Source organism: Vibrio sp. 10N.261.51.C6 (genome assembly GCF_041471785.1).
Classification (GTDB): Bacteria; Pseudomonadota; Gammaproteobacteria; order Enterobacterales; family Vibrionaceae; genus Vibrio; species Vibrio crassostreae_C.
Window position 1 is genome coordinate 133,177 of record NZ_JBFRPB010000008.1, and the last position, 22,116, is coordinate 155,292.

General features: G+C 45.6%; 21 protein-coding genes and 1 pseudogene. All 22 read right to left on the bottom strand.

The window, feature by feature from the left end; translation table 11 throughout:
* Positions 1-35: 35 nt before the first annotated feature.
* Positions 36-371, bottom strand: a complete 336-nt coding sequence (locus tag AB4375_RS02085) for an urease subunit beta (RefSeq protein ID WP_372050939.1) — start codon at positions 369-371, stop codon at positions 36-38.
* 11 nt (positions 372-382) lie between these two features.
* Entirely contained in the window at positions 383-685 is a 303-nt protein-coding gene (gene ureA, locus AB4375_RS02090; RefSeq protein ID WP_004735119.1) for an urease subunit gamma, read from the bottom strand.
* A 133-nt stretch (positions 686-818) separates the two neighbouring features.
* Positions 819-1,766, bottom strand: coding sequence for an urease accessory protein UreD (locus AB4375_RS02095; protein ID WP_372050940.1), 948 nt, complete (start codon positions 1,764-1,766; stop codon positions 819-821).
* A complete protein-coding gene (urtE, locus tag AB4375_RS02100; protein ID WP_372050942.1) occupies positions 1,763-2,458 on the bottom strand; it encodes an urea ABC transporter ATP-binding subunit UrtE in 696 nt (231 codons plus the stop codon). Before urtE ends, AB4375_RS02095 begins: the two co-directional genes overlap by 4 nt.
* Position 2,459: 1 nt before the next feature.
* The gene (gene urtD / locus AB4375_RS02105; protein ID WP_017069304.1) at positions 2,460-3,302 is read right to left on the bottom strand and encodes an urea ABC transporter ATP-binding protein UrtD; all 843 of its coding nucleotides are present in this window, start codon (positions 3,300-3,302) and stop codon (positions 2,460-2,462) included.
* Positions 3,299-4,471 (bottom strand): urea ABC transporter permease subunit UrtC, encoded by a 1,173-nt coding sequence (urtC, locus tag AB4375_RS02110; protein ID WP_017062507.1) that lies wholly within the window; start codon positions 4,469-4,471, stop codon positions 3,299-3,301. Before urtC ends, urtD begins: the two co-directional genes overlap by 4 nt.
* A gap of 10 nt (positions 4,472-4,481) precedes the next feature.
* Complete coding sequence (urtB, locus tag AB4375_RS02115) at positions 4,482-6,110, bottom strand: urea ABC transporter permease subunit UrtB (protein ID WP_136978143.1); 1,629 nt, start codon at positions 6,108-6,110, stop codon at positions 4,482-4,484.
* Between the two features lie 160 nt (positions 6,111-6,270).
* Complete coding sequence (gene urtA / locus AB4375_RS02120) at positions 6,271-7,557, bottom strand: urea ABC transporter substrate-binding protein (RefSeq protein WP_017069306.1); 1,287 nt, start codon at positions 7,555-7,557, stop codon at positions 6,271-6,273.
* Positions 7,558-7,850: 293 nt separating this feature from the next.
* The gene (locus tag AB4375_RS02125) at positions 7,851-8,078 is read right to left on the bottom strand and encodes a zinc ribbon domain-containing protein (protein ID WP_017062829.1); all 228 of its coding nucleotides are present in this window, start codon (positions 8,076-8,078) and stop codon (positions 7,851-7,853) included.
* A 36-nt stretch (positions 8,079-8,114) separates the two neighbouring features.
* Positions 8,115-9,115: pseudogene (locus AB4375_RS02130) on the bottom strand (diguanylate cyclase).
* 289 nt (positions 9,116-9,404) lie between these two features.
* Positions 9,405-10,307 carry a metal-dependent hydrolase gene (locus tag AB4375_RS02135; protein WP_017069309.1) on the bottom strand — a complete coding sequence of 301 codons (903 nt, stop codon included), beginning with the start codon at positions 10,305-10,307 and terminating at the stop codon, positions 9,405-9,407.
* Between the two features lie 131 nt (positions 10,308-10,438).
* Complete coding sequence (der, locus tag AB4375_RS02140; protein ID WP_017062511.1) at positions 10,439-11,920, bottom strand: ribosome biogenesis GTPase Der; 1,482 nt, start codon at positions 11,918-11,920, stop codon at positions 10,439-10,441.
* Positions 11,921-12,078: 158 nt separating this feature from the next.
* Positions 12,079-13,239, bottom strand: a complete 1,161-nt coding sequence (gene bamB / locus AB4375_RS02145; protein ID WP_017062512.1) for an outer membrane protein assembly factor BamB — start codon at positions 13,237-13,239, stop codon at positions 12,079-12,081.
* A 10-nt stretch (positions 13,240-13,249) separates the two neighbouring features.
* Complete coding sequence (locus AB4375_RS02150; RefSeq protein WP_017062513.1) at positions 13,250-13,864, bottom strand: YfgM family protein; 615 nt, start codon at positions 13,862-13,864, stop codon at positions 13,250-13,252.
* A 79-nt stretch (positions 13,865-13,943) separates the two neighbouring features.
* On the bottom strand, positions 13,944-15,212 hold the full coding sequence (gene hisS, locus AB4375_RS02155; protein ID WP_372050944.1) for a histidine--tRNA ligase: 1,269 nt from the start codon (positions 15,210-15,212) through the stop codon (positions 13,944-13,946).
* A 70-nt stretch (positions 15,213-15,282) separates the two neighbouring features.
* Positions 15,283-16,404: a flavodoxin-dependent (E)-4-hydroxy-3-methylbut-2-enyl-diphosphate synthase gene (gene ispG / locus AB4375_RS02160; RefSeq protein ID WP_009848294.1), complete on the bottom strand. Its 1,122-nt coding sequence runs from the start codon at positions 16,402-16,404 to the stop codon at positions 15,283-15,285.
* A gap of 7 nt (positions 16,405-16,411) precedes the next feature.
* On the bottom strand, positions 16,412-17,368 hold the full coding sequence (gene rodZ / locus AB4375_RS02165; RefSeq protein WP_017062515.1) for a cytoskeleton protein RodZ: 957 nt from the start codon (positions 17,366-17,368) through the stop codon (positions 16,412-16,414).
* 440 nt (positions 17,369-17,808) lie between these two features.
* Entirely contained in the window at positions 17,809-18,951 is a 1,143-nt protein-coding gene (locus AB4375_RS02170) for a bifunctional tRNA (adenosine(37)-C2)-methyltransferase TrmG/ribosomal RNA large subunit methyltransferase RlmN (protein WP_017062516.1), read from the bottom strand.
* Positions 18,952-19,393: 442 nt separating this feature from the next.
* The gene (gene ndk / locus AB4375_RS02175; protein ID WP_016797173.1) at positions 19,394-19,828 is read right to left on the bottom strand and encodes a nucleoside-diphosphate kinase; all 435 of its coding nucleotides are present in this window, start codon (positions 19,826-19,828) and stop codon (positions 19,394-19,396) included.
* Between the two features lie 106 nt (positions 19,829-19,934).
* Complete coding sequence (gene pepB / locus AB4375_RS02180) at positions 19,935-21,230, bottom strand: aminopeptidase PepB (protein ID WP_017062517.1); 1,296 nt, start codon at positions 21,228-21,230, stop codon at positions 19,935-19,937.
* A 206-nt stretch (positions 21,231-21,436) separates the two neighbouring features.
* Positions 21,437-21,637 carry a Fe-S cluster assembly protein IscX gene (iscX, locus tag AB4375_RS02185; protein WP_004740335.1) on the bottom strand — a complete coding sequence of 67 codons (201 nt, stop codon included), beginning with the start codon at positions 21,635-21,637 and terminating at the stop codon, positions 21,437-21,439.
* Positions 21,638-21,771: 134 nt separating this feature from the next.
* Positions 21,772-22,110: an ISC system 2Fe-2S type ferredoxin gene (gene fdx, locus AB4375_RS02190; protein WP_010440525.1), complete on the bottom strand. Its 339-nt coding sequence runs from the start codon at positions 22,108-22,110 to the stop codon at positions 21,772-21,774.
* Positions 22,111-22,116: the final 6 nt, after the last annotated feature.

Below are 22,116 nucleotides of genomic sequence, written 5' to 3' on the forward strand. Positions count from 1 at the left end.
AATCCTTTGTTATTTTCATTATTCCGTGGGAGCGCTTAGAGCTTGCCCATCACCTTTCCTTGGAAGCCATAGATCTCTAACTTACCGGCGTAACGCACTAACTCGACGCTACGCGACTGACCCGGTTCAAAGCGGGTTGCGGTACCTGCAGGGATATTGAGTCGAAACCCTTTAGTGGCTTCTCGCTCAAAGATCAAAGAAGGGTTTGCTTCATAGAAATGGTAATGAGAGCCAATTTGCACAGGACGGTCGCCAATGTTTTGTACCTTAACGGACGTTGTGTCTCGGCCTTCATTGAGAGTGATGTCACCCGGTGCGGTTTCTACTTTTCCGGGAACGAATCCTGAGTATTGTTTTGTGGAACCAGCCATATTACTTCTCCCTACACGATAGGTTCATGAACGGTCACCAACTTGGTGCCATCGGGAAAAGTCGCTTCGACTTGTACATCTGGGATCATGGAAGGGATCCCCTCCATAACGTCATCGACGGTAAGCAGTGTGCGTCCAAAATCCATCAATTCCGAAACGGTTTTCCCCTCACGGGCACCTTCAAGAATGGCACTGCTGATCAGAGCAATAGATTCTGGGTAGTTGAGTTTTAAGCCTTTCTGTTTACGCTGCTGTGCCAGCATTCCTGCGCAGAAGATAAGTAGCTTATCTTTTTCTCTTGGTGTTAATTCCATTTAGCTGCCCGCTGTTAGTGTTGTTTTCTTAGTGCTCAGAAACGCATGAGCAGTAAGTGGGATTCAATCACAGCAAGCTTGAAAAAATGTACCGAGGGCCGGAAGTCGCCCTCGGTACAAATAGGGCTAATCGCTAAGTCGCCCAAATCCTTGGTAAATCAGGAGTCGTACCACATAAATGAGAGCGAGTTGCTTGCCATATCTGACCAAAGGCCTGGAGGATGTCTTCACTCCAATAACCCAAGGCTCGCACCACAATCAATCCTTCTATCTGTGTCGCACCCAATATTAATGTGGGTTCACTCGACGTTTTTGATGTAACTGATTGCTGTGAAGCTTGCTGTGTAATAGATAAGAGCAAGCTCTGTACCAACTCTAAATCTTGCTTCTCATTTGAGGTGAGATAAAAGGTACCCATCATTGAATAATCAAGTAACCCCATATTTATCATTAACTTATCGCCACCATGAAAATTAAAGCCTTCAGTCAGAAGCCTTTGATTATCAAGATAGATTTCTGTTTTCCCAACGAGATGACCATGCTCGAATCCCTCATTCTGTGCAGGGCGTCCAAAACAGTGCATCTCCCAACCCCAAAACTGTGCACCCTTTTCTAGGCGAATTTCAGTATCTAAACGAACGTGTGCATTCGGGAAAAAGATGTTCTCTTGCGGCATCCATTCCAAGCGTGCATCTTTCTTCACTCGTAGGGTCTGCTTCTGCTTGGCGTACTTGTTGTTTGAGCGATAAAACTTGGTCGCACCGGGTGTGGTAATCAACGCGTGAGCACCGTGCTCAAGATTCACGTTAATATTGAGAGTGTCACCACCTACCACTCCGCCGGGGGGATGGAGTAAGTAGGTGTGACACGTTTCCCCATCAGGATACAGGGGGCGTTGCACCGCAAGCGGACCAGACTGCTGACGATTCTTTAATACGGTTTTATCACCTCGATCGACAAAGGTGAGGTTTAAACTCGCTTGCCAACCATCACGAATATCTTGTTCGATGGTCTCATTCAAAGATAAAGCTTCTACTAAAGAAGCCTTGCTTACTTCATTCGGAGAAAAGAGAGAATTCATACGGTTAGGTACTCCTTTATCAAGGACTCATCGAGCCCTTTCATTTCACCTTCTGCTACCTGACGACCACGGTCGAGAATGCAAAATCGGTCACCGACCTTTCTTGCAAACGGCAGCTTCTGTTCAACCAACAGAACCGTGAGCCCCATTTTCTCGTTGAGCATGCGAATGATGTCGCCAATCTCTTGCACAATATTGGGTTGAATACCCTCCGTCGGCTCATCCAAGATCAATAGCTTTGGATTAACCACCAGCGCACGCCCAATCGCTAGCTGTTGCTGCTGGCCACCCGATAAATCACCACCGCGACGATGTAGCATCTCTTTTAACACCGGGAAAATATCGAAGATGAATTCAGGGATCTTGCGGTCACCCTTTTTACGAATCGGTAAACCGACCTCTAGATTTTCTTGAACAGTGAGCATTGGGAAGATCTGGCGACCTTGCGGTACATAGCCGATCCCTTGGCGTGGACGGTCCTCGGCATCGGTTTTCAAAAGTGACTCACCCGATAAGGAGATGTCACCGCTTTCAACCTTCACCAACCCCATAATGCATTGCAGTAAGGTGGTTTTACCGACACCATTTCGCCCCATTAGCACCGTGCATTTACCTTCTGGGATCTGCATATCCAAATCCCACAGCGTGTGGCTCTCACCGTAATATTGATTAACTGATTTAACCTCTAGCATCCTATTCTCCGAGATAAACTTGTTTAACTTCAGGGTGAGCCTGCACTTGATCCATGGTGCCTTCAGCCAACACATGACCTTGATGAAGCACGGTGACATGGTTGGCGATAGAACGAACGAAATCCATATCGTGTTCAACGACCACAACCGAGTGCTTACCTGCCAGTGAGTTAAGTAACTCAGAGGTGCGATCCATTTCTTGGTGAGTCATACCTGCCACGGGTTCATCCACCAGCAACAGCTTAGGGTTTTGCATCAATAGCATGCCGATCTCTAACCACTGCTTTTGTCCGTGAGACAGGTTACCTGCCAAATTCGCCGCTTCGTCTTTTAAATGAATCAGCTCAAGTACCGAGGTCAATTTGTCTTTCTGTTCACCAGACATCACAGCGGTGAACGTCGCCCACACTGAGCGGTCACCGGCCATGGCTAATTCAAGGTTCTGCCACACAGTTAAACACTCAATCACGGTCGGTTTTTGGAATTTACGCCCAACGCCTGCATTGGCGATTTCGGCTTCGTTCATCTTCAATAAGTTGATGTTCGAACCCAACCACACCTCGCCGGTGTCTGGCTTAGTTTTACCTGTGATAATGTCCATCATGGTGGTTTTACCTGCGCCATTAGGACCGATGATACAGCGTAGCTCTCCCTCTTTGATGTAAAGGTTGAGGTCGTTTATCGCTTGGAAACCATCGAAGCTTTTGTTGACGCCTTCGACATACAACAGCACATTATGTCGAGTATCGATGGCAGGATGAATATCGGGTTTGAGGTAATCAAAGACTTCGTCTCGACGAGTGAACGCCTGAACCGATTCCTTTACGCTATTAAATGTGGTCATGCGATCACCTCCTTGGCCTTGTGCTGATCATCCTTATCTTTATCTTGGTTTTTCCCATTTGATGCCTTGCGCAGCTGCTGCCACTTTTCACTGACAAAGCCAATCACACCTTGTGGGAAGTACATGGTTGAGAGTACGAATAGTCCACCCAGAGCAAACAGCCACACCTCCGGGAACTCAACCGTAAACCAACTCTTGGCGTAGTTGATGATCAATGCACCGACAATGGCACCAAACAGAGTGGCACGACCGCCTAAGGCTACCCAAACCACAATCTCAATCGAGTTAAGAGGAGCAAATTCTCCCGGATTGATAATACCCACTTGAGGGACATATAAAGCCCCGGCAATACCGGCGATAACCGCAGAAAGAACGAAGACCCACAGCTTGATGCCATCGACGTCATAGCCCATAAAGCGAGTGCGTGATTCCGTATCACGAATCGCTAATGCCACACGACCTAATCGACTGGTCACCACCATGCGACAAGCTATGTAGCTGAGAATAAGCGCAATACCAGTCGCGACAAACAGACCTATCTTGACCGCATCACTCTGCAAACTCAGACCGATGATGTCTTTGAAATCCGTCAGTCCGTTGTTGCCACCAAAGCCCATTTCGTTGCGGAAAAATGCCAGCATCAATGCGTAAGTTAATGCCTGAGTCATGATAGAAAGGTAAACCCCTGACACGCGAGAGCGAAAAGCCAGATAACCAAACAAGTAAGCCAATGCGCCCGGCACTAGCACCACCATCAGGCAAGCAAACCAGAACTGGTCAAAGCCCTGCCAGAACCACGGCAACGCAGACCAATCAAGGAACACCATGAAATCTGGTAAGACTGGATCACCATAAACCCCACGGTCACCAATCTGACGCATCAAGTACATGCCCATCGCATAACCACCAAGCGCAAAGAAAGCACCGTGGCCAAGGCTCAAGATTCCGAGATAGCCCCACACCAGATCGAGCGCCAACGCCAACATTGCGTAGCTCAGATATTTGCCCATCAGCGAGATAGTAAAAGTCTCTACATGGAGCGGGTGCCCACTTGGTAACATGGTGTTAGCCAGTGGGATAAGAATAACGGCCGCTAGAATGGCAAGGATGGTCAGTTGGCCACCTTTGTCACCACGCATTGCCGAAAGTACAAATGATTTTGACTGCATGATGTTGTCCTTAACCTTCAGCCGCACGACCACGTTGCGGGAAGAGTCCGCGTGGGCGTTTTTGAATAAATAGAATGATGAAAACCAGTACCAGAATCTTGGCGAGAACCGCACCAGCCCATGGTTCTAAAATTTTATTGAACAGACCAAGGCTTAAGCCTGCGACTAGCGTGCCCCATAGGTTGCCAACACCGCCGAATACCACCACCATGAATGAGTCGATGATGTACGCCTGTCCCATATTAGGGCCAACGTTGGTCAGTTGAGACAGTGCCACGCCTGCAACACCCGCAACGCCAGAGCCTAAACCGAAGGTCATCGCATCAACTCGCTCTGAACGAATACCCATCGCACGAGCCATGCCACGGTTTTGAGAAACCGCACGAACCTGCAAACCTAGTGGTGTCTTTTTCAGAACCATTAATAAGCCCATAAATACCAAGCCACAGAACAGGATGATATAAAGTCGGTTGTAAGTCAGGGACAACATTGGGTTCAATTGAAGTGCGCCAGACATCCATTCAGGCGTGCTCACTGAGCGGTTCAAAGGAGAGAAAATCGAGCGAACAGCCTGCTGCAAGATTAAGCTAATACCAAAGGTCGCGAGTAAGGTTTCCAATGGGCGACCATAAAGATGACGAATCACACTTCGCTCAATCGCAATGCCCACTAAGCCAGAAACAATGAATGCCGCTGGAATGGAAAGTATCAGCGCTAGGCCAATATGATTCGGCATCAACAACTGCAATACGTAGGTGGTGTAAGCGCCAATCATGATCAGCTCGCCATGAGCCATGTTGATAACGCCCATCACACCAAAGGTAATCGCTAAGCCAATGCCTGCCAGTACCAATACCGAGCCTAAACTCAAACCGAAGAATACTGTTTCTACACCCGAATAGAGTGCTTGGCTTTGTTGATAGCTATCCATCGCACGTTCTGCTGCAGCGGCAATGCTTGGATCTTGCTCACTGTTCAGTAGTTGGTTCAGTGTTTTCAGAACGACCGAGTGTTTGAAGTCGCCAACTCGTTCAATTGAAGCCACACGATCTTCAATGGTGGCACTGTTATTAAGAGAAGTGGCAATCGCTAACGACAAATCCATTAGCTCAGCTACTTTGCCATCTGATTCATTGGCTCTGAGTTCAGTTAGTCGTTCGATAATGTCAGCGTCTTTGGTTCCTAACAAATCCAAAACCGCCTTATAACGCACATCAGGGTTGCCGCTGTTCAGTCCAATCGAGGCTATTTCCCCGCGTAATATCCCGCGAAGTTTGTTATTCACACGAACCTTTTTAAACTGTCTCGCATTCTCGATATTAAGCGTTGAATCATCCCATACTGACTGAGCTGACGTCGCCGTTTTGATACTTTGAATGAGGTAGAGCTGTTTGTACTGCTCGCTCTGTTTCTCATTGAAGTAGTAAAGGTTTCCGTTTAACCAGCCATCTAAAATAGCTTTCGACACGTCTCCCGTTTGCGTCTCAATCACCCAATCGATAGCTAATTCTTTATCCGATGTTTTCTTACCAACTAGCGCCTTGGTAAAGCTAGCTTCATCCGTTATTCCAGCAAAAGCCAACTGAGCACTGACTGCCATGAGCAACAGCGCTTTAAATACGTTTAATACGTTTTTCATCCCTGCTTCCTTAACCAACCAAGTTAGATATTGTTATTTTTACTTGGAGGATGTGTGGATAGTGGTTGTTACCTGAAACGATGAGCCTTCCGTTCGCTTCGCCCGTTAAACAGACGCGTTCTTCCCAAACCGGAAGGCTCAATATTCCTGAATTGACGATCTAGTTACCGCCAGAACACTTCTTCGTTTCGACGTTAAACGCACCACATGAGAATGGCTTCGACCAGCTAGAGAACAGTTTTGCCGATTCAGGTAAGTAACTCGACCAAGCATCACCCGCCACTAGTCCAGTGGTTTCCCAAACGATATCGAATTGACCATCGCCTTGGATTTCACCGATCAGGACTGGTTTAGTAATGTGGTGGTTTGGCAGCATGGTAGAGTAGCCGCCAGAAAGGTTAGGTACAGACACGCCAATCAAGGCATCTTGCACAGATTCAGGATCGGTTGTGCCCGCATTAGTGACCGCTTGAGCCCACATATTGAAGCCAACATAGTGCGCTTCCATTGGGTCATTGGTGACACGCTTTTCACTCTTGATGAACGACTGCCACGTTTCAACGAACTCTTCATTAGCTTCAGTATCAACACTCATGAAGTAGTTCCATGCCGCTAGATGACCAACCAATGGTTCTGTGTCCATGCCTGACAGTTCTTCTTCACCAACAGAGAATGCAATAACTGGGATGTCTTCAGATGAAATGCCTTGAGCGCCTAGCTCTTTATAGAAAGGTACGTTCGCATCGCCGTTTACAGTAGAAACCACAGCGGTTTTCTTGCCAGCTTCACCGAACTTTTTGATGTCTGAAACGATAGATTGCCAATCAGAGTGACCAAATGGCGTGTAGTTGATCATGATGTCTTCTTCTGCGACACCTTTATCTTTTAGGTAGGCTTCTAAGATCTTATTGGTTGTACGTGGATAAACGTAATCGGTACCTGCAAGTACCCAGCGCTCGACTTCAAGCTCTTCCATCAAGTAATCCACTGCTGGGATCGCTTGTTGGTTTGGCGCGGCACCGGTGTAGAAAACGTTTTTAGAAGACTCTTCACCTTCATACTGTACTGGGTAGAAAAGGATGCTGTTGAGTTCTTCAAAGACAGGTAGCATGGATTTACGTGATACCGACGTCCAACCACCGAACACCACATCCACTTTCTCTTTTTCGATAAGCTCACGCGCTTTCTCAGCAAATAGCGGCCAGTTTGACGCAGGGTCAACCACGACAGGCTCTAGCTTCTTACCAAGCAAACCGCCCTTTTTGTTCTGCTCTTCGATGAGCATTAGCACGGTATCTTTTAGCGTTGTCTCACTGATCGCCATGGTGCCAGAGAGTGAGTGTAGAACACCGACCTTGATGGTCTCATCAGCAGCAAACACTGTTGCAGAAGAAAATGAAAGTGTTGTACACAGTGCAGCTAGCGATAAATTGAACACCTTGTTCATGATATTACTCCATAATTGTATTTTTGTTATTCAATTACAGAGGTACAAGAAGAGTGCCAAACTTATAAACCAATGAAATTATTTATAAGTAATTGTATTAATAGAATTTAAAAGAAACTCACACCAATAGAGTGCATAGCAATCATGTAACTATGTTTCATACTGGTGCAGTGACGGTGGGAATGAACCAAGATGACACATTCCTGTTCTTCAGATACAAAAAAGACCCAACACTTTAGTATTGAGTCTCTGGTATAACATCACCGATGGTCGTTCAAACCATGAGTTTAAGGCTATTCCGCTGGTTTAAATTCGAATTTTACTCTCGACTTAGATTTCAACTCGTTGCAATCACCGTTGCAAAAATAGCTCGCCGCACCACAGGCTTGAAGCTTCTCAAGTTGGCTGCTGCACTCAGGACAAAACCCAACTTTAGTAAAGTGAGCCTGACAACTTTCACAGTGATACTTGCCATCCCAAGCTAGCTCAGACTGGCATTTAGGGCAGATATTTTCACTCATTAGCATTTCCTAATTTACTACTATTTTTACAATCTACTACTGCTGAGACTTGGCTTGCTTGATTTGATACATGTTCTTATCAGCTTGTGCGATCAACTGGTCTAATCCTTGAGGATCTTTCTCACAAGACAACCCAACACTCACTGAGAACTGCACATCATTGATATAAAGCGCTTGTTGCAGTGCTTTCTCTAAGCTGTGGTAGAAGCTAACAACGCTTTCTTGATCATCAAAGCAAGAGAACACCACAAACTCATCGCCACCATAACGGCCTATCTTGGCACATGCTGTGGTTGCCTCATCAAGAACTTCGGCAACCGCCAACAGCACATCGTCACCGAAACTGTGGCCATAGGTATCATTTATTGATTTGAACTTATCGACATCCACAAACAGACACGCCATCACCTTTTCTGAAAAACATCGCTTAGCCAACACTTTTTCGGCTTCATTGAACAGTGCACGAGGATTCAAGCAATGGGTTAAAGAATCTCGATTGGCGAAAAAGTTAAGCTGGTTCTCCAGCTCAAACTTCTCTAGTGCTACCGAATACAGGGAAGCCAGTAGCTCTAAGATCTCGAGCTCAAATTCATGTGGTTCAGAGATGTACTGGCTATAAATAGCGAAGGTAACCAACACATTACCGCGCGACGAGATAATGGGGACCGACCAACAGGCATGTAAATTCGCTTGATTGGTTAAGACCAGAAAAGGTGCCCAGTTTGGGTGTGCATTTATGTTGGAGACCATCACTGCTTTCTTAAGCGCAGCTGCCTCGCCACAAGAGCCTATCCCCGCACCAATTCCTATCCCTTCAATCTGTTGATTGTAAAAATCAGGCAGGTTTGGGGCATACTCAAGGTGTAACGTTTAGACTCTGAGTTGAGCAGTAAAATTGAAGCCATGCGCTGCCCAAAAAGCTGCTCGGTAAGCTGAATAATCTTGTGATTTAAATCTTTGCGATCCATCCCAAGCGCAAGCTTCCGCAGCAAACTATTGACGGCTCGATGACCTTCTAATAAAAATTGTTGTTCCATTCACTAAGGCTTTCAATTGTGTAATCGGGTACAGCTTGTTCTTATGCAAGCTTGTTATTGGTTAATAATAGCACACTAAATTAGTACGACACACAGTCGAAGATCATAGGTTGATCTTTCGCTTTATCTATTTTGATCAGCGATCTACCCCAAAAAGAATATTTATATCACCACACACCGAAAGCATAAGTTACATATGCTGCATTTCAATTTCAAATGGTCATTTATATCAAAAGTGACATGTAAAAATAAAATAAACAGCACAAGCCATTTCGATCTGTAGTCTAGATCATCGAATTACATGCGTCAGCATTTCAATGTTTTGGCCATCTAGCTGGGTCAGCTTAACGGACAGCGCACCAAGTTCTGAGGTGTTCTCAATGTGAGTACCACCACACGGAATAGACACTAAAGTGTCGGCATCCAACTGCCATTCCCAATAACGAGAGTCTGTTAATGCTTCGCCTTCCAGTCGCATTGCAACTGGCGTCGGCTCTGCAAGCCAGCCCGCAATCATCTGGTTGATATCAGCTTCGATGTCATCAAGATTTGCTAGCATGTCTGCAACGTTCAAACCGCGCTTCTTGAGGGTTTTGCCTAAACGATACTTATCGGAACACAGCTCTGGAGTCACAAAGCTCGTCACTTGTGCGTAGCTATTGAAGTCGTAACTGCCAAGCGGATCTTTTCTATCCGCATCTTTACGCCAGTAGCGCTCAGCCAATACTTTATTCAAAGCTAGGAAAGCGATGTGGCCAGCACTGTGACCACGGCTCAAACTGGCTTGGTACTCTTTATCAACCGACAACACGACTTCGTCGTTAACCTTAATCATAGAAGCAGATGTAGGTAGCTGGTGGACAACAACAAACGCCCACCCTTCCGTATCACGCTTAACAGGGATATCTGCTGCGATATGAAGCTTGCCAGTAGATTGTTCTATAGCACCAACAAGGCAGTCTTCAACTGGATATAGCACGTCACCAACACTCACAAAGCCTTGGTCTGCAGGGTGATCTGGCCAAATGTGACTCACTGGGTGGAAGGGTGTCACGTCGGTGATCAGGTAAGTTTTGCTGTCATCGCTTTCAACGTACTGCGCTTTAGCATTGAGCTGCCAAGCCTGATGACAAAATTGAGTGATGGTTGGTGTGATTGCTGACACAGGTGTAATCAAATCGCTAGTAGTCATATCGTTCTTCTTCTGGAATCTAGTCTGATTCGTTGAGCCATGATGATAAAAACGTATTGTTATGGCTTAACGTGAATTTTGCTTAAAAAAATACCCGAGACAGGCTCGGGTATCAAATCTATTGGAAAGGTTTACTTACGACCTTTAACCATGCTCATCATACGTTTACGTTTACGTTCTTGAGAAATTGTCAGCTTGTTAGTCTTAGCTTCAAATGGGTTCTCGCTGTTCTGGAATTGAATGCGAATAGGTGTACCCATGATTTCTAGTGAACGACGGTAGTAGTTCATCAAGAATCGTTTGTATGAATCTGGCAAGTTACGAACTTGGTTGCCGTGGATAACGATAATCGGTGGGTTGTAGCCACCAGCGTGCGCGTATTTCAGTTTCACACGACGGCCACGAACCATAGGCGGTTGGTGATCATCAGTCGCCATCTTCATGATACGAGTTAGCACAGAAGTACCAACACGAGTAGTCGCTGATTTGTAAGCTTCTTGTACAGACTCAAACAAGTGACCAACACCTGTACCGTGAAGTGCAGAGATAAAGTGAATACGTGCGAAATCAACGAAGCCTAAGCGACGGTCTAGCTCTTTCTTAACGCGTTCTTTAACGTCGTTATCTAGGCCATCCCACTTGTTTACGGCAATAACAATTGAACGACCAGCGTTCAACGCAAAGCCTAGCAAGCTTAGATCTTGATCAGAGATGTTTTCGCGAGCATCGATAAGCAGCAATACAACGTTAGCATCTTCAATCGCTTTCAGTGTTTTAACCACTGAGAACTTCTCTACCGTTTCGTTGATGTTTTTACGACGACGAACACCCGCAGTATCGATTAGAACGTATTCACGCTCGTCACGCTGCATTGGGATGTAGATAGAGTCACGAGTCGTACCTGGCATATCGTAAACAACCACACGCTCTTCACCAAGAATACGGTTCGTTAGCGTTGATTTACCTACGTTAGGACGGCCAATGATCGCTAGTTTGATCGGTTGATCTTGAAGACGCTTGAATTCTGCTTCAGCTTCTTCTTCTGTAAATTCAACCTGCTCTTCTTCTTCGTCTTCAAACTCAGTTAAGTCGCTTACTTCGCCATTCTCAGCTTTTAGCGCTTCTGCGAATGGGTTAAGAGCAAGGTCAATAAGTGCAGTAACACCACGACCATGCGCCGCAGCGATTTGGTACATGTCTTCTACACCTAGTTGCCAGAAGTCAGCACTTGCAGCATCAGGGTCGATACCATCAACCTTGTTTACTACTAGCATTGAAGGCTTTTCTAGTTGACGTAGGTGCTTAGCAATCGCCACGTCTGAAGGTGTTAGACCCGCACGGCCATCTACCATAAATAGAACGACATCAGCTTCATCAATCGCCGCTAGCGACTGTTCAGCCATTTTAGTTTCAACACCTTCTTCAGTACCGTCGATACCGCCAGTGTCAATAACAATAAAGTCATGCTCGCTAAAATGAGCATGACCGTATTTACGGTCACGCGTTAAGCCAGGGAAATCCGCAACCAATGCATCACGAGTTCGAGTCAATCGGTTAAATAACGTAGATTTACCTACGTTCGGACGCCCTACTAGAGCAACAACAGGTACCATAACAACCTCTACAATTTCTTCTCTAAATGTAGTTATAGGTAAGCACTTGTTCGCAAGTTTAAACTCTTACCTATAACCACACGGTTTATTAATTTTTAACAACAAAACGGCTCCTGGCTGTTACCAACCAGGAGCCGACTGTGAATTATATCACGCTTTTATTGGCTAATCGTTAGTTTCTTTACATCGCCATTGCGAGTCGTCACTAAGTAGCCTTCAGGCAGTTCAATTGGTGCAACCGCAAAGCCGCTATCATCGACAAGCTGTTGAGCAACAAACTCACCCGATGAACGATCCAACCAGTGCAGATAACCTTCAGTATCACCCACGACTACATAACCATTAATAATAGCAGGTGCTGTCAGTAAGCGGTTTTCTAACAATGGAGTGCTCCACAGTTCAGTACCACTACGCGCATCAACCGCAACCACATGGTCTTTGTCGGTAACAACGAACAAACGGCTACCATCACTTGCTAAATCAATCGCTGATGAGTAGTTACGTTTCCAAATTGGCTTACCAGAACGAAGGTCGATAGCAATCAGCTGACCATTGATACCTACGGTATACAGGGTGCCACCAAGAACAATTGGAGATGCATCAACATCAACCAAACGATCAATTTCCGTTGCACCTTTTGGTGTGCCTACTGGCTGTTGCCAAATAAGCTGACCACGATCAACGATAGCCGCAGCTAGACGACCATTTGCTGTACCCCAGAATACACCACCAGAAACTGCAACAGGCGAGCTATCGCCACGCAGTGTTAGGCTTGGTACTTCCGTACTGATGGTCCATTTTTGTTCACCGCTTGCTTGATCTAACGCGATCAACATACCGCGACTGGTATGAACAATGACCATGTTGCTATCAGTTGCTGGGGATGCAAGCACCTCGCCATTGACTGATACACGCCACAGCTCTTCACCGGTCGATTCTTCCAGTGCGATCACTTCGCCATTTTCAGAACCAACAAAAACTTTACCGTAAGCCGCCGTTAAGCCACCCGATAAACGAGCCAATACGTCTTTCTCAAGATCGACTTTCCACAGCGCTTTACCTGTATCAGGATCAAGCGCTTTAACCATACCTTCACGGCTTGCAACAAACACTTTGTCGTAAGCCAATTCTGGCGTTAGTTTTGAAAAGTAGTGACCAACACCATCACCAACCGACGTAGACCATTCCTGACTAGGAGTGAACTCGCTGTTTACCGTTGGGACTGGAGCCATGATTACGGTGTCTTCTTCACCCGCACAGCCAGCTAGTAGGCCAAGAGCAATCGCACACAACGCCGCTTTTGGAAACATCTTCTTCATTCAAAGCGCCTTATTTAGCTAGGTCGTCAAGTTTGATTTGAAGCGTTTGGCTAGCGTCAACAGCTTGCTGTGCTTCTGTGTAAGCACTGTATGCTGCGTCTGTGTCGCCTTTACGAAGTGAGATATCACCACGCAGTTCAGCAACACGGCCTTTCCAAGATTCGTCTGTCATAGCAGCAAGATCAGTCAGTGCTGCGTCAAATTCACCTTGCTCAGCTTTAATACGTGCAACACGGTAAGTAAGTAGTGGCGCAAGTGCCGCGTCCTTAGTTGCCGATTTTGCCCACTCGAGCTGTTCAAGTGCCGCCGCTAGATCGCCTGCTTGTACTTGTACTTTTGCTAGTTGCATAGCAGCAAGTACTGAGTACTCAGCATCTTTGTTTGCGTCGATGAAAGCTTGAATATCAGATTGAGCATCAACACCCTTAACATCAAGAGCTGAAATTACAGAGGTGTAGCTTTCTGAAGCTGCTTCACGCGCTTCAACTACTGAATCTTGGTAATAGCGCCAGCCAAATAGACCACCTAAACCAATAACCGCACCAAAGATTACGGCTTTACCGTTCTCTTTCCACCAATCTTTAATGGCTTCAACTTGTTGCTCTTCGCTATCGTAAAGTTCCACTTCCTGTCCTCTTTAATTCTTTAAACGCCAGCATAGTGCTGACGTTAGTATTCATTATGAGCGTTTGCTCAATGGCTAATTAGATTAGCGCAGCAACTTTCTCTGCAACTTCCGTTTGAGACACGGTTTCTTGCTCGCCGCCAACCAGATCTTTTAACACAACTGTATTGTCAGCAACTTCGTTCTCACCAAGTACCAGCGCCACAACAGCACCTACTTTGTCAGCACGTTTGAATTGCTTCTTGAAGTTACCACCACCGAAGTGGTTCATTACACGCACGCCTTCAACGGTGTCGCGTAACTGATTCGCTAACTGCATGCCCGCGATCATAGTACCTTCGCCAGCAGCAACTACGTATACATCAACGCTACGACGAACTTCTGTTAGCTCTAGCGTTTCCATCATCAGAACCAGACGCTCTAGACCCATTGCGAAGCCAACTGCATTTGTTGCTTTGCCGCCTAGTTGCTCAACAAGACCATCGTAACGACCGCCGCCACATACTGTACCTTGAGCACCAAGGCTGTCTGTGATCCACTCAAATACAGTGCGGTTGTAGTAATCTAGGCCACGTACTAGACGCTCATTAACTTGGTATTCGATACCAACAGCGTCAAGAAGTTCACACAAACCAGCAAAATGTTGCTTCGATTCTTCACCTAGATATTCAGATAGTCGAGGTGCGTCACCTAAGATAGCTTGAACATCAGGGTTCTTAGTATCAAGTACACGTAGAGGGTTAGTGTGCATGCGACGTTTGCAGTCTTCGTCAAGCACATCAATATGTTGCTCAAGGAAAGCCACTAACGCAGTGCGGTAGCTAACGCGATCTTCTTGAGAACCGATTGAGTTCAGCTCTAGGCGAACGTGCTTGTCGATGCCTAGCTCACGCCATAGACGTGTTGTCATCATGATAAGTTCTGCGTCAACGTCTGGACCGTCTAGGCCAAACACTTCAACACCACATTGGTGGAATTGACGGTAACGACCTTTTTGAGGACGCTCGTGACGGAACATAGGGCCCATGTACCATAGGCGCTGTTCATCACGGTTGATAAGGCTGTTTTGAATACATGAACGAACACAACCTGCTGTGCCTTCTGGACGCAGCGTTAGGCTATCGCCATTGCGGTCGTCAAAGGTGTACATCTCTTTAGAAACAACGTCTGTCTCTTCACCAACTGCACGGCTAAATAGGTTTGTTTCTTCAACGATAGGCATACGTACTTCGTTGTAACCGTATGCACTCACCACGTTTTTAACTGCGCTTTCTACTTTCTGCCACAGTGGTGATTGAGTTGGAAGGCAGTCGTTCATGCCTCGAATTGCTTGAATATTTTTAGCCACAGTATTTATTCCGTAATTTCTCACGACCAGGTGTTAGTGCGAATAGACAATCACACCCCATCGCGTTGTATTAATCTTCTAAGTTTTCTACATCAATGCGATTTGCTTTATCAAGCACTGACGCTTTTGCACGAATCTTAGCTTCAAGTTTGTCGACAAGGTCATCGTTGTCGAAGCGCTCTTTCTGACGCTTACCATCTTCGTAGAAGGCACTCTTACGTGCACTACCAGCTAAACCTAAGTGAGACACTTCAGCTTCACCAGGGCCGTTAACCACACAACCGATGATAGATACGTCCATTGGAGTGATCACGTCTTCTAGGCGCTCTTCAAGGGCATTAACGGTGTTAATAACATCGAACTCTTGACGAGAACAGCTCGGACACGCAATGAAGTTGATGCCACGCGAACGAATGCGCAAAGATTTAAGAATATCAAAGCCAACTTTGATCTCTTCAACCGGATCAGCCGCTAGCGATATACGCAGCGTATCGCCGATACCTTCAGAAAGAAGCATACCTAAACCTACCGCTGACTTCACAGAGCCTGCACGCGCACCACCCGCTTCGGTAATACCAAGGTGGAGAGGTTGATCAATCTGCTTAGCCAGCAAACGGTAAGAACCGACAGCAAGGAATACATCAGAAGCCTTCACGCTGACTTTGAATTGATCAAAGTTCAGACGGTCTAGGATATCTACATGACGCATTGCTGATTCAACAAGCGCTTCTGCTGTAGGTTCTGTGTATTTCTCTTGGATCTCTTTCTCAAGAGAACCGCCGTTAACACCAATACGAATCGGAATATTCATATCACGTGCACAATCAACAACTGAGCGGATACGGCTTTCGTTACCGATGTTACCTGGGTTGATACGCAGACAGTCAACGCCGTATTCCGCCACTTTAAGTGCGATACGGTAGTCGAAGTGAATATCAGCAACCAAAGGAACAGAGACCTGCTGCTTGATTAGCTTAAAGGCTTCAGCTGCATCCATAGTCGGTACAGATACGCGAACGATATCAGCGCCAACTTTTTCCAGAGCTCTAATTTGAGCAACGGTCGCGGCTACATCTGTTGTTCTTGTGTTGGTCATGGATTGCACAGCAATTGGTGCACCATCACCGATCGGCACATCACCCACATAAATACGGGTTGATTTGCGACGAATAATAGGAGATTCGTGTTGCATATTAACTCTAAGGTAAGGTTATTCTAGCTACTTTGCCTGAAGTATACCCAGAAAGGTCGACAGGTTCACTTGCAAATGTCATTGATACGCCTTCTGGCGCACCTAGAATCACTTTATATGGCGCAGTTCCTGATAGATTTAACGACTGACCTGCTTTTTTGATGCCAGTCGACAAGGTTTTACCCGTTGCATCTTTTACTTGGATCCAGCAATCAGCGGTGAACTGCATCACTAGTTCGTTAGCCACAGCTTCAGGAGCCGTGCTAGCTTCAACCGTTTCTGCATTCGCAGCAGCTTCAGCAGTTGGTTCAGTCTCTGTTGTTTGTTGTGCAGAAGTTTCGTCAGCTGGAGTAACAGCATCTGAACTTTCTTCCGCATCGCTTATCGCAGCAAGGCCTTCAGCACCTTCAACAACAGAAGCACCCGCTTCGTTTTGTTCAGCTTCAATCACTTCTAAAGAGGTGAATTCAGGGGCAAGTGATTCTTCTACCGCTAGCTCTTCTGAGCTTTCAGTATTCGCTAAAGATTGAGATAGGGTGTCTTGCTGTTGGTTCTGCCACCACCAAAGTGAGGAGATACCCGCAATGACCGCAAAAATGCTCCAAGTCAGGATCATAATACGGCTGTTGTGCTTCTCGGTTTTGGTCTTACGAGAAAAACTCAGCATTTCTTGCTCTTGATGCTGAGCATCACCGGCATGATGCAGCGCACTCAATACGACTTTTTCGTCAAGATTGACGTATTTCGCGTATGAACGAATATAGCCACGCATAAACGTCGCCACTTGATCTGACTCGAATTGGTTTTCTTCAATTTGTTGGATCAGAGTAACGCGAAGTTTCAAGCGATCAGAAATCTGCTTTTGCGTTAAACCAAGAGATTCTCGTTTGTTCTTAAGCAGCGTTCCCGCTTCCAAAGCTGGAGCTACGTTTTCTTGCGCTTGTGTATCTTGTTCTGTGTTCATAGAGAGTGAACTTCTAAAGTATTATCGCAGGTTGAGGAGAGCGTTTTCTTATTGTCGTTTAAGCTCAATCTAACAACCCACGTTATGTGGAATTTTTCCTGCTATCTAAATCATCAACCCTTAAAGGCGAACATCATTCATTTATTATGGATGACCTTCTCAGGAAGCTAGTTTATCAAGTAGCCAACCTAAATAGACATATTGATGATCAGTAGCAAGCGAGCACTTAAATTAATTTAAGATTAGTTAATCATAAGCTAATGCCATTACAAGGCAAAAACACTTTAAACAAAATTTACCGTCAGCTCATGGTTTTGTCCAAAATTTGACGAAAAATGTAAGAAAGCGTGGGCAAGAAGTCCAAAAAATCAAAAACTGCACCCCAGAAAAGCAACAAGCCAGAAGTAAGACTTCTGGCTTGTTTAGGTTCTAATCGCGTTTTATACCGCTTTTACTTCAATCACACCACCGGCAATCAAGTTCGCTTCAGAGGCTGCTTTAAGCATTTTAGTACGCTTGGTTCTATCAATCACATCACCGACTAACTGACCACACGCGGCATCAATATCATCACCACGAGTCTTACGAACGGTTACTGTGTAGTTGTATTCCATCAGCGTTTTTTGGAAGCGATCAATACGAGAGTTGCTTGGCTTCTTATAAGGCGACCCCGGGTAAGGGTTGAATGGAATCAAGTTGATCTTACAAGGCGTCTCTTTCATTAGCTCAGCAAGTTCACGTGCGTGGTCCATATCATCATTCACATGATCCAATAACACGTACTCAACCGTTACTTTACCGCGGTTAGCATTTGAAGATGCAATGTAACGACGAACAGATGCTAGGAAGTCTTGGATATCCCAACGGTCGTTGATCGGCATGATTTGGCTACGTAGTGCATCGTTTGGCGCATGTAGAGAAATAGCCAATGCGACATCGATGTTGTCTGTCATTTGGTCAAGGCCAGAAACAACACCAGAAGTTGATACGGTTACACGACGCTTAGACAGTGCGAAACCTAGATCATCAAGCATGATTTCTAATGATGGCATTAGGTTCTTCATGTTCAATAGAGGCTCGCCCATACCCATCATTACAACGTTAGTAATTGGACGACGACCGGTTTCTTTTTCTAGGCCGATTTCGCGAGATGCACGCCAGATTTGGCCAACAATCTCTGAAACTTTTAGGTTACGGTTGAAGCCTTGTTGAGCTGTAGAACAGAACTTACATTCAAGTGCACAACCAACCTGTGAAGATACACATAGCGTCGCACGGTCACCATCTGGGATGTATACCGTTTCAACGTCTTGGTCGCCAACGCTCATCGCCCATTTAATTGTGCCATCTGAAGAGTGTTGAGCTTCAGAAACAACAGGTGCAACAATCTCACAGCGACGTTGAAGTTTCTCACGTAACTTTTTGTTGATGTTATTCATTTGTTCGAAGTCATCGACACCGAAGTGATAAATCCACTTCATCACTTGCTCTGCTCGAAACGCTTTCTCATTCAGTTCTTCTGTGAAAAATTTACGAAGACCTTTACGATCAAAATCGAGTAGATTGACTTTAGCTGTGGTCATGATGCCTCTCAATGACGGAACAATAATTAAGGGCGCGAATTGTACAGGCTTTACGCAACTTCAACAAGCATTGTAAAACCCTGTGTTTATTAAGACATTCAAACTTAAGCGATTAAAATTTGAACAAATATATTTATTAGCCCGAGATTACCCCATTTAAAGAAAAGATTCCCGATTACACTCCTTCGTCGCTTTCGGGAATGACGTAAATAATCACCAATTGCTCGATAATATTTACCACGAGATGGTTGCTCCAAAGTTCCCCGTCATTCCAGAACTGAGGAACGAAGTATCTGGAATCTCCAATAACAAAAACAGATTCCCGATTACGCTCCTTCGTCGCTTTCGAGAATGACGACTAAATTGATTATCGAGAGCGTAAAATCCACTTACAAAAAAGGCCTCACCGAAGTGAAGCCTTTAGAATAATTTGCAGTGCCGATTATTGAGCTGGACGTGGGCAAATTTCAGATTCTGGGAAGAAGAATTCGATTTCGCGAGCTGCAGACTCAGGGCTGTCGCTGCCGTGAACTGAGTTGTAACGCATGCTGATTGCGTAGTCAGCACGGATAGTACCGCATGCCGCTTCTTCTGGGTTTGTTTTACCCATAAGTTCACGGTAACGAGCGATAGCGTTTTCGCCTTCAAGCACTTGAACCATGATAGGACCAGAAGTCATAAACTCTTTAAGAGCTGGGAAGAACTCTTTGCCTTCATGTTCAGCGTAGAAGCCACTCGCTTGCTCTTCAGTAAGACGAACCATTTTAGCAGCAATAATTTCTAGGCCTGCTTTTTCGATACGGTGGTAGATTTCACCAACAAGGTTACGCTTAACTGCATCCGGCTTAACAATTGAGAACGTTCTTTCTAGAGCCATAGGGATTCCTTCACTTCATTTTTTTGTTATTAAATACTGAAATTACTGAGATCTTTCGATCTGAGCTTTATGAATGAGCGGCACAAAATACCGCTCACCCTTATTATTATTTTGCTTGGTCGATAAGAAGACGAGCCAGTGTGCGAACGCCCATACCCGTTGCGCCTGCCGCCCACTTGTCACTTGCTGACTTACGGTAAGTACCCGCGCAATCCATATGAATCCAACCTTTTTTGTAATCATCTACAAAGTAAGAAAGGAATGCCGCTGCTGTACTTGCACCCGGTGTGTAATCGCCTGTGCTGATGTTTGAAAGATCAGCAAAGTTTGAAGGCAACATACCACGGTGGAAATCAGCAAGAGGCAGTGGCCATAAGCCTTCTTTCTCTTGGTTTGCCGCTGTTAGCGCTTGGTGAGACAACTCATCATCGAAGCTTAATAGTGCGTGGTAGTCGTTACCTAATGCGTTTTTAGCCGCGCCTGTTAGCGTTGCACAGTCGATGATCAGCTCAGGGCTTTGTGCACTTGCGTACATCAGGCCATCAGCTAGCACTAAGCGACCTTCCGCATCAGTGTTCATGATCTCAACTGTTTTACCGTTTTTGTAGGTAATGATATCGCCAAGCTTCAATGCGCGACCAGAGATCATGTTCTCTGCGCAACATAGAATAAGCTTGATGCGCTTGTTAAGACCGCGTTCAATCGCAAGACCTAAACCACCAGTAATCGTTGCTGCGCCACCCATGTCAGCTTTCATCGCTGTCATGAATTGGCCTGGCTTGATACTGTAACCGCCCGAATCGAACGTAATACCTTTACCGACTAAACAGGCAAATACAGGTGCGTTTTCATCGCCTGTTGGGTTGAAGTCCAGTTGCAGCATTGCTGATGTACGCTCAGAGCCACGACCTACCGCGTAGATGCCTTCCCAACCTTCGGTTAGTAGATCCTTGTCTTTAACAATCTTCGCTTTAACAGTGCCCGCTGGTGCCACTGACTTGATGTATTCTGCAGCCATTGTCGCAAGTTGACGAGGTGCCACTTCTTCAGCGGTTTTATTGATAATGTCACGCGTCCAGTCAGTTGCGCGAATACGAGCTTCAAGCTCAGTTTGATCGGCTTCTGAAAGTGCATCCCATTCCAATGCATTCTTTTTCTTTGGTCCACGGTAGCCTTGGTAGAAAGCCCAAACGCTTTCTAGATCCCAACCTTCACCACGAAGTGAAACGAATGCGATACCTTGTCCGTCAAGCGTACGACCCGCACGTTGAACTGCGCCTAGATCGTGGCCTTCACCAATGTGAATTGTCGCTCCCGCTTCTGAGAACGATAAAATAGCTCTTGCTCCCCACTGAGGCTGGGCAGCTTCTTGACTTAAAAATACTGACATCTGTGTAGACATGATTTCTCCTTGTCATGAACCACTTCGAGAGTGTGATTCTGATTATTTTTTATTAGCTCACTGATGTTAGCATTATGTAGGAGGAAAATGTCATTTTGATAAAAAAACGGACCATAAGGTCCGCTTTTTTTAGTAAGAATTGTTAACTTGGCTGCGTTTTATATTGGACTGATACCAACCCGCGACCAAATCATTAGACAAGAGGATTAATCCATCTCATCCATCCAGCACAAAATAATAGCCTCTAAGATTTTCTCATTCGAGTGGTTAGGCTCGTCGTCGAACTCTTCAAGGTCTAGCACCCATTGATGCAGATCGGTAAAACGTACCGTTTTAGGATCAGTATCAGGGTACAAATCACATAGCTCAATTGCGATATCTCGCGAATCAATCCACTTCAAGCTCATAACACTTCCTTATATTTATCAGCGACGCTTGGTCACCTTTATGATCTATATTCTAGGCCAGTTTTCTTAGTATGTTTGTCTAAGCAATAACTCTCTCAGTCATCGCTGTATTAGCCATGACTGAAAACAGGTTCTTAATGGTCTTCAGAAGCCAGGTTCAACGTGTACTTTGGAATCTCTACAACAAGATCCGTATCAGCCACTTTAGCTTGGCAACCCAAGCGAGATTCCATCTCTAAGCCCCATGCTTTATCTAGCATGTCGTCTTCTAGATCATCACTCTCTTCTAAAGAATCAAAACCTTCACGAATCACAACGTGACATGTTGTACATGCGCACGATTTCTCACATGCGTGTTCAATACCAATACCGGCCTTCAGTGCAACATCAAGAACCGTCTCACCAGTTTTTGCTTCTAAAACAGCGCCTTCTGGACATAGATCTTCGTGAGGTAAAACAATAATCTTTGGCATGTTTAT